Source organism: Nocardia sp. NPDC049737 (assembly GCF_040674755.1).
In the GTDB taxonomy this organism is placed as follows: domain Bacteria; phylum Actinomycetota; class Actinomycetes; order Mycobacteriales; family Mycobacteriaceae; genus Nocardia.
Window position 1 is genome coordinate 3,491 of the sequence record NZ_JBFANH010000076.1, and the last position, 5,107, is coordinate 8,597.

Here is a 5,107-nt window from a genome sequence, read left to right on the forward strand (position 1 = left end):
GAACTGCCTCTGTGCTCATCAGTCGCATTCATTTCCTGTCCTGTCCGCCCTCTGCGGTGTACCATCGGTCTGGTCAAATGGTACCAAAGCATCGACACTTTGGTACCAAATACCAACCGAAGAAAGGAGCGGGCAGTGAGCACACCAACTCTCATTCCCGCGAGCGAGGACTACGGAGAGAACGGCATCGGTCACGAACCGGTGCCGTTTGTGCTGGTCAGCGGTTCGGCTTTCGGTATTCAGCTGCCGAACGGCGAGCTGTTCCGGGAGCCCGAGGCCCGCAAGGCGGACCCGTTCAGCCGACAGGCGACGGTCTGGTTCGCCGAGGACGTGGCCGAGGGCGTGCGGATGGCTATCGCCATCACGCTGGAGGAGCTGTACGGCATCGATCCGGAGGGGCCGAGTGCCCTGCGGGTGGTCCGTCTCGAGATGGACGCCGATGGCATGTGGAGGCTGCCGGAGGTGGTGTCGGCGGCCGTGCGCGGTTACCGGCCGATCGATCCGGACACGGGGCGGCCCGCGGCTCTGCCGTGCGCCAGCACGACTGAGCTGAGCACCGAGCAGGCCCGACAGGTCATGCGCGAACACAAGGAGTGCGCGGGCCAGCTCACGTGCAAGATTCGCGGCCGTGCGCGGGCGCGGCTGGTGCGGGCCGGGGTGATGCAGCTGACCCGTAACCCGCATGTGTGGCAGTCCCTGGACCTTCCGGATACGGCGTGGTGAGCGCCATGGCAACGCTCGGATATCACGTGCTCACCGATGAGTGGCTGGTCATCCCGTGGCAGTGCGACTACCCGGGACGGCTGACCAGCGCCGAGGCGCGCAACGTCATGACCTCGCATGGTCGGCATTCCCGTAAGTGCTGCCGGATCGCTCGCACCGCGCGGCGGATGCTGCGGGCCGAGGCCGCTCGGAGCAAAGCGTCGTGATCAGCGCTGCACGAATGGCTGAGCTGTCACCCGGCGACAACGAGCCCGGCGACAACGACCAGATGCGCAAGGCCCAGCTGGTGGTGGCGGCGAACGCCGCCAACGCCGAGGACTGCCGGACGCTGCTGGCCATGCTCGGGCTCGACGGCGGTATCGATGCGTCCATCGATACCGAAAACGCCGAGGTGTCAGCCCCGGACAGCACCGGGATGTGCCAGGAATGCCAGCGGCCCATGGTCCCTCGCACCTGCAGCCCCGCCCCTGAAGGGTGGGCGCGGCAGGCGCGGGAGGGCTTGTGCAGGACGTGCGCTCGACGTGAAGAGCGTGCGAATCGGGGACCCCGGCCGTCGCGGGCATCGCGGCTGCATCAGTCCAAAAATCCCCAGTTCAAGGCTCAGGTACTCGCCCTGCGCGCCTCCGGTCGCACCTGGGCGGAAGTCGGTTTGGCACTGAACTGTGCCGATCGCACCGCACAACGTGCGGTGTCTCAGTAATCCCAACCCCCTGAAAGGAAATCCCATGTCGCTCATCCCATTCCGTTCGAGCACCCGCCGCGTACGCGAGGTCAGCGTCTACATCCACATCGATCCGGACGGGCGCCGCTCGGTGAACATCCACGGCGGCACCAGTGAGGAGGTGAAGGCGCTCATGGCTGCGGCGCTGCTGCATCCGCACATCACGGCCGCGCCGATCCTGACCGAGAAGTAGCGACCTGACCCCCTGAGAAATGGCGAACCCGGCCAGTATCTGGCTGGCCGGGTTCTGCCCTTGATCTTCGCAGAATCGAGGACCCAATGACCAAATCCCTGGTCGAACCTGCCGCCGACAGCCTCGGCGGCGCGCGCCTGTTCCACCTGGTGCGCGATCGCGACGTGACCGGATTTTCCGGTACGGGCGTGGTCGCTGAGGGTGTGCAGTGGGCGGACGGACGCGTCACGATCCGCTGGTGCGTGCCCGGCTTGCCGCGTACCACCACCGACGCCGACAGCGTCGCCGATATCGCCGTGATCCACGGTCACGACGGCTGCACGCGGGTGATGTTCCCGTGACCAGCACATCGGATGTTCTGGCCGAACGGAACCGCGAACAGGCCACTGAGTTGCAGCAGGAGTTGGCGGCGATGCGCGCCGAGCGCGACGCGCGCCAGGCCGAGACGGACTCGATCCCGTTGTCGAAGCATTTCGCTGACCCGCTCTTCCGTTGGACGCCGGATCGGCCTCGGCCCACGTGGGCCAAGGTCGACCCGAAGCCGGGCGCCTGGTGTGACGAATGCAGTTGGCTCCAGCACGAATCCGGGGGCGGCGCGCACAGGTTGCAGCCCCGCAAACGCCGCAGCTTCCCACGTGTCAAGGGCGCGCCGAGTCTGCGGTTGTGCGCTCGGCACGCCCAAGCGTGGGAGCACCGCGACCAGCAGGACGAGAAAGAACGCATCAACGCCGGAAGAGGAATCCGATGAGCGAGGAAACCCCTGAAGCCATCGCGCGCCGTGGCGAGCTGCGCGCGATCGTCAGTGAGGGCCTGGCCCTCATCGTCGAGCAAGTCACCCGAGTCGCCGAGGCCCGCGCCGAGCTGGTGGGCGAAGGCCGGGCATTCGGGTTCGACCCGGACTTCTACTACGACCGGTTTTTCGCCCGCGCCGTCGACGAGCTGGCGTATGCCGGCCGCGTCGCTCAGTCGCTCAACCCGGATCGGGAGGAGTGACCGTGAACAACGACGTACGTGCGGTGAATGTGGAGCTGGTGGCGCGGATGCCGTGGCTGGTGGCCGCCCCGGAGTCGATCTGGTCGATCAGTGGCACCTTTGGCGATGAGCTGGGCAGTTTCATCGACTGCCTGGCGATGGTCTTGCCGTATGACCCGGCCACGAGCGCTCCGGTGTTCGTGTTGATCCACCCCAACTCCCACACCAGTCTCACGTCCCCGATGCGCTATATCGCGGCGGACAAGGTCTTTCGGGCCACCCAGTTGGTGCTCGTGCACGCCGACGAACCGCGGGAGGCGTACTGGATGGACGAGCAGGACGTGGTCGATCGGGGGTTCATCCGATGATCCGCACACACCAATGCATCACCCTGGCCTGCGATCGGTGCAGCTACGAGTTCCACGAGGAAGACGACTACATCTGTCACTTCGGTGACCTCGATGCTGCCCGGAAAGCGGCCGAAGCCGTCGATTGGGTGGTGACCGGAACTCAGGTCATGTGCGCAGGATGCGCGGCCAAGGCAGCGTGCGCGCTCACCGGCGGGCACACCCTCGGCGAGCGCGTCGAGCTGAAATCCGAGCAGTACAGCGGCACCGTCCAGCGCTGCGAGTCCTGCGGGACCGGGTACTACGACCCGCCTCTGCTGAAGATGCCCGATGAGGAGGGTGGCCGATGAGCACTCCCCACTGCATCGAATGCGCACAGCTGGACGCGGCGCTGGGCACCACGCTCGACGAACGCGACAAGCAGGCCGAACTGCTCGACGCGATCACCGACGCCGTCGCGGCATGGCTGGACACCGATTTCGGTGAGCACTCATCGGCGAACAGCCCGTGGCACAACGCCCTTCACGCACTCCGTGAGCAGCAAGCAAGCAGCACGTCACCAACTGAGGAAGGCACCGAATCATGACCCACGCGAGCGTCACCCCCTTGAAGCGCTTGGCTGAGCGTTGGGTGGTCGTGCTGCCCGGCAACACGCTCTACAGCCCGGACGGCCCGGTCCGTCTCGACGATCCCGACATCGATTGGGATCCCGAGCTTTTCCGCACCAAGTCCGATGCGCTGGTGCAGCTGGACCGCTGCCGCGGAGAGGCCGAGGACATCGGCCTGACCGATTGGGACGGGCAGGTCTGCCGCCTCGGTGAGGTCGGCACCGTGACCATCCCGGCCGGGGACCGCGCGCCGAACCTGCCGGATCTGGCCGCGTTCAACACCGCTCATCCCGCGCCGAAACCGGAGATCGAGCAGGAATTCGCCGTGCTGCTGCCCGGCAAGCCGTTCCGTGATTACGAGTCGACTCACGGCGGCCGCGAATTCACGATCTACCCCGATATCGACTACGCCGCCGACCGCGCCAACGACATCACCGAGGACTGGGCGCCACGGCTCGGGGTGACCGATCACCAGGTGCCGATCGTGACCCGCACCATCACCACCACCACCGGGCCGTGGGCGCCGGCGCTTCTGAAGGGGGCACAGCAGTGATCCGCACCGTCAAACCGCTCGAATGGACTGATGAGAGCTGGGATTGGTACCGGCAGGAGTACCAGCCCGAGGCCGCGCGGGCGGCGCGTGGGCACCTGTTCGCCGCTCACCTGCCCGCGGCTGCTCTGGCGTGGGGCAACTGCAGCCTGACCGCCACCGAGGCCGTCGAGGTCCTCGGCGCGGATATCTGGCAGGCGTGGCGAGGTGGTTCGTCGTGGCGGTGGATCGCCGACATCCTCGACGTGCCCCGGCCGGTCGCGATGATCTGGGCCATCGAGAGCCTGATCCGCCGAGACGGGCAGGAGTGAACGCCATGGACGACGACGTTTTGAGGTTGCGTGTCGGCTTTCCGGATCTGCAGCTGCTCGACGACCGCGCGCACGCCGTGCATGGGTGCCAGCTGAGGCCCGAGGCCTTGGATGTGGCCGAGGCGATCGAGCTGGTGACCGAGTTCGTGATCGGATGCGCCGAAACCAGGCCCCACGCGGCCGTGGCTGACCATGGTCGGATCGTGGCCACCGTCGAGGACGACGGGCGCGACGCCACGGCGGGCGCGCTGCGGGCGTTCACCGGCGACTTCGGGCCGCATCATCCGCTGATGGTGAGGGTCGAACCAACCATCATCGAGCGGTTGCGTGGGCGCCGGACGCTGCGGCTGTACTGGCCCGCGAAGGGCGGGAGGTGACATGAGCGCCGAGCCGAAACCCGTCCAGGAGCTCGTGGAACAGCCGCGGCGGCCGATCGTGCGCGACCTCGGTCTCGACGTGCTGTACGACAACGGCGTCGACGGCCAAGTCGAGTCCACCGAGCCCGGCCGGATCGTCGTCGTCGGGGACTGGGCAGGCGCGGCTGAGCTGATCCTGCGGCCGGGGTCCTCGGTCGTTGTGCTGACCCGCGAGGTCTACAACGACCTGATCAGCCAGCCAGGCCCGTGCGGCGGGTGCTTCTGATCCAGCTCTGCAATCGACCCGAACCCTCGCTCCAAAACGC

The 5,107-nt window shown here is 67.0% G+C and carries 14 protein-coding genes; all 14 read left to right on the forward strand.

Annotated elements, in window-relative coordinates; all coding sequences use genetic code 11:
- Positions 1-135: 135 nt before the first annotated feature.
- Positions 136-723, forward strand: a complete 588-nt coding sequence (locus tag AB0J47_RS41800) for a hypothetical protein (RefSeq protein ID WP_364360122.1) — start codon at positions 136-138, stop codon at positions 721-723.
- Positions 724-728: 5 nt separating this feature from the next.
- The gene (locus tag AB0J47_RS41805; RefSeq protein WP_364360125.1) at positions 729-929 is read left to right on the forward strand and encodes a hypothetical protein; all 201 of its coding nucleotides are present in this window, start codon (positions 729-731) and stop codon (positions 927-929) included.
- A 14-nt stretch (positions 930-943) separates the two neighbouring features.
- Positions 944-1,423: a hypothetical protein gene (locus tag AB0J47_RS41810; protein ID WP_364360128.1), complete on the forward strand. Its 480-nt coding sequence runs from the start codon at positions 944-946 to the stop codon at positions 1,421-1,423.
- 25 nt (positions 1,424-1,448) lie between these two features.
- The gene (locus tag AB0J47_RS41815) at positions 1,449-1,637 is read left to right on the forward strand and encodes a hypothetical protein (protein ID WP_364360131.1); all 189 of its coding nucleotides are present in this window, start codon (positions 1,449-1,451) and stop codon (positions 1,635-1,637) included.
- 86 nt (positions 1,638-1,723) lie between these two features.
- A complete protein-coding gene (locus tag AB0J47_RS41820; RefSeq protein WP_364360134.1) occupies positions 1,724-1,978 on the forward strand; it encodes a hypothetical protein in 255 nt (84 codons plus the stop codon).
- Positions 1,975-2,385 (forward strand): hypothetical protein, encoded by a 411-nt coding sequence (locus AB0J47_RS41825; RefSeq protein WP_364360137.1) that lies wholly within the window; start codon positions 1,975-1,977, stop codon positions 2,383-2,385. Before AB0J47_RS41820 ends, AB0J47_RS41825 begins: the two co-directional genes overlap by 4 nt.
- Positions 2,382-2,630, forward strand: a complete 249-nt coding sequence (locus AB0J47_RS41830; protein WP_364360140.1) for a hypothetical protein — start codon at positions 2,382-2,384, stop codon at positions 2,628-2,630. The genes AB0J47_RS41825 and AB0J47_RS41830 overlap by 4 nt, the downstream gene beginning before the upstream one ends.
- A gap of 2 nt (positions 2,631-2,632) precedes the next feature.
- Complete coding sequence (locus AB0J47_RS41835; RefSeq protein WP_364360143.1) at positions 2,633-2,977, forward strand: hypothetical protein; 345 nt, start codon at positions 2,633-2,635, stop codon at positions 2,975-2,977.
- Positions 2,974-3,306, forward strand: a complete 333-nt coding sequence (locus tag AB0J47_RS41840; RefSeq protein WP_364360146.1) for a hypothetical protein — start codon at positions 2,974-2,976, stop codon at positions 3,304-3,306. Before AB0J47_RS41835 ends, AB0J47_RS41840 begins: the two co-directional genes overlap by 4 nt.
- Entirely contained in the window at positions 3,303-3,542 is a 240-nt protein-coding gene (locus AB0J47_RS41845) for a hypothetical protein (protein WP_364360149.1), read from the forward strand. Before AB0J47_RS41840 ends, AB0J47_RS41845 begins: the two co-directional genes overlap by 4 nt.
- Positions 3,539-4,117 carry a hypothetical protein gene (locus AB0J47_RS41850; protein ID WP_364360152.1) on the forward strand — a complete coding sequence of 193 codons (579 nt, stop codon included), beginning with the start codon at positions 3,539-3,541 and terminating at the stop codon, positions 4,115-4,117. Before AB0J47_RS41845 ends, AB0J47_RS41850 begins: the two co-directional genes overlap by 4 nt.
- Positions 4,114-4,425, forward strand: a complete 312-nt coding sequence (locus AB0J47_RS41855) for a hypothetical protein (protein ID WP_364360155.1) — start codon at positions 4,114-4,116, stop codon at positions 4,423-4,425. Before AB0J47_RS41850 ends, AB0J47_RS41855 begins: the two co-directional genes overlap by 4 nt.
- Before the next feature lie 5 nt (positions 4,426-4,430).
- Entirely contained in the window at positions 4,431-4,802 is a 372-nt protein-coding gene (locus AB0J47_RS41860; protein ID WP_364360158.1) for a hypothetical protein, read from the forward strand.
- 1 nt (position 4,803) lies between these two features.
- Positions 4,804-5,067, forward strand: a complete 264-nt coding sequence (locus AB0J47_RS41865) for a hypothetical protein (RefSeq protein WP_364360161.1) — start codon at positions 4,804-4,806, stop codon at positions 5,065-5,067.
- Positions 5,068-5,107: the final 40 nt, after the last annotated feature.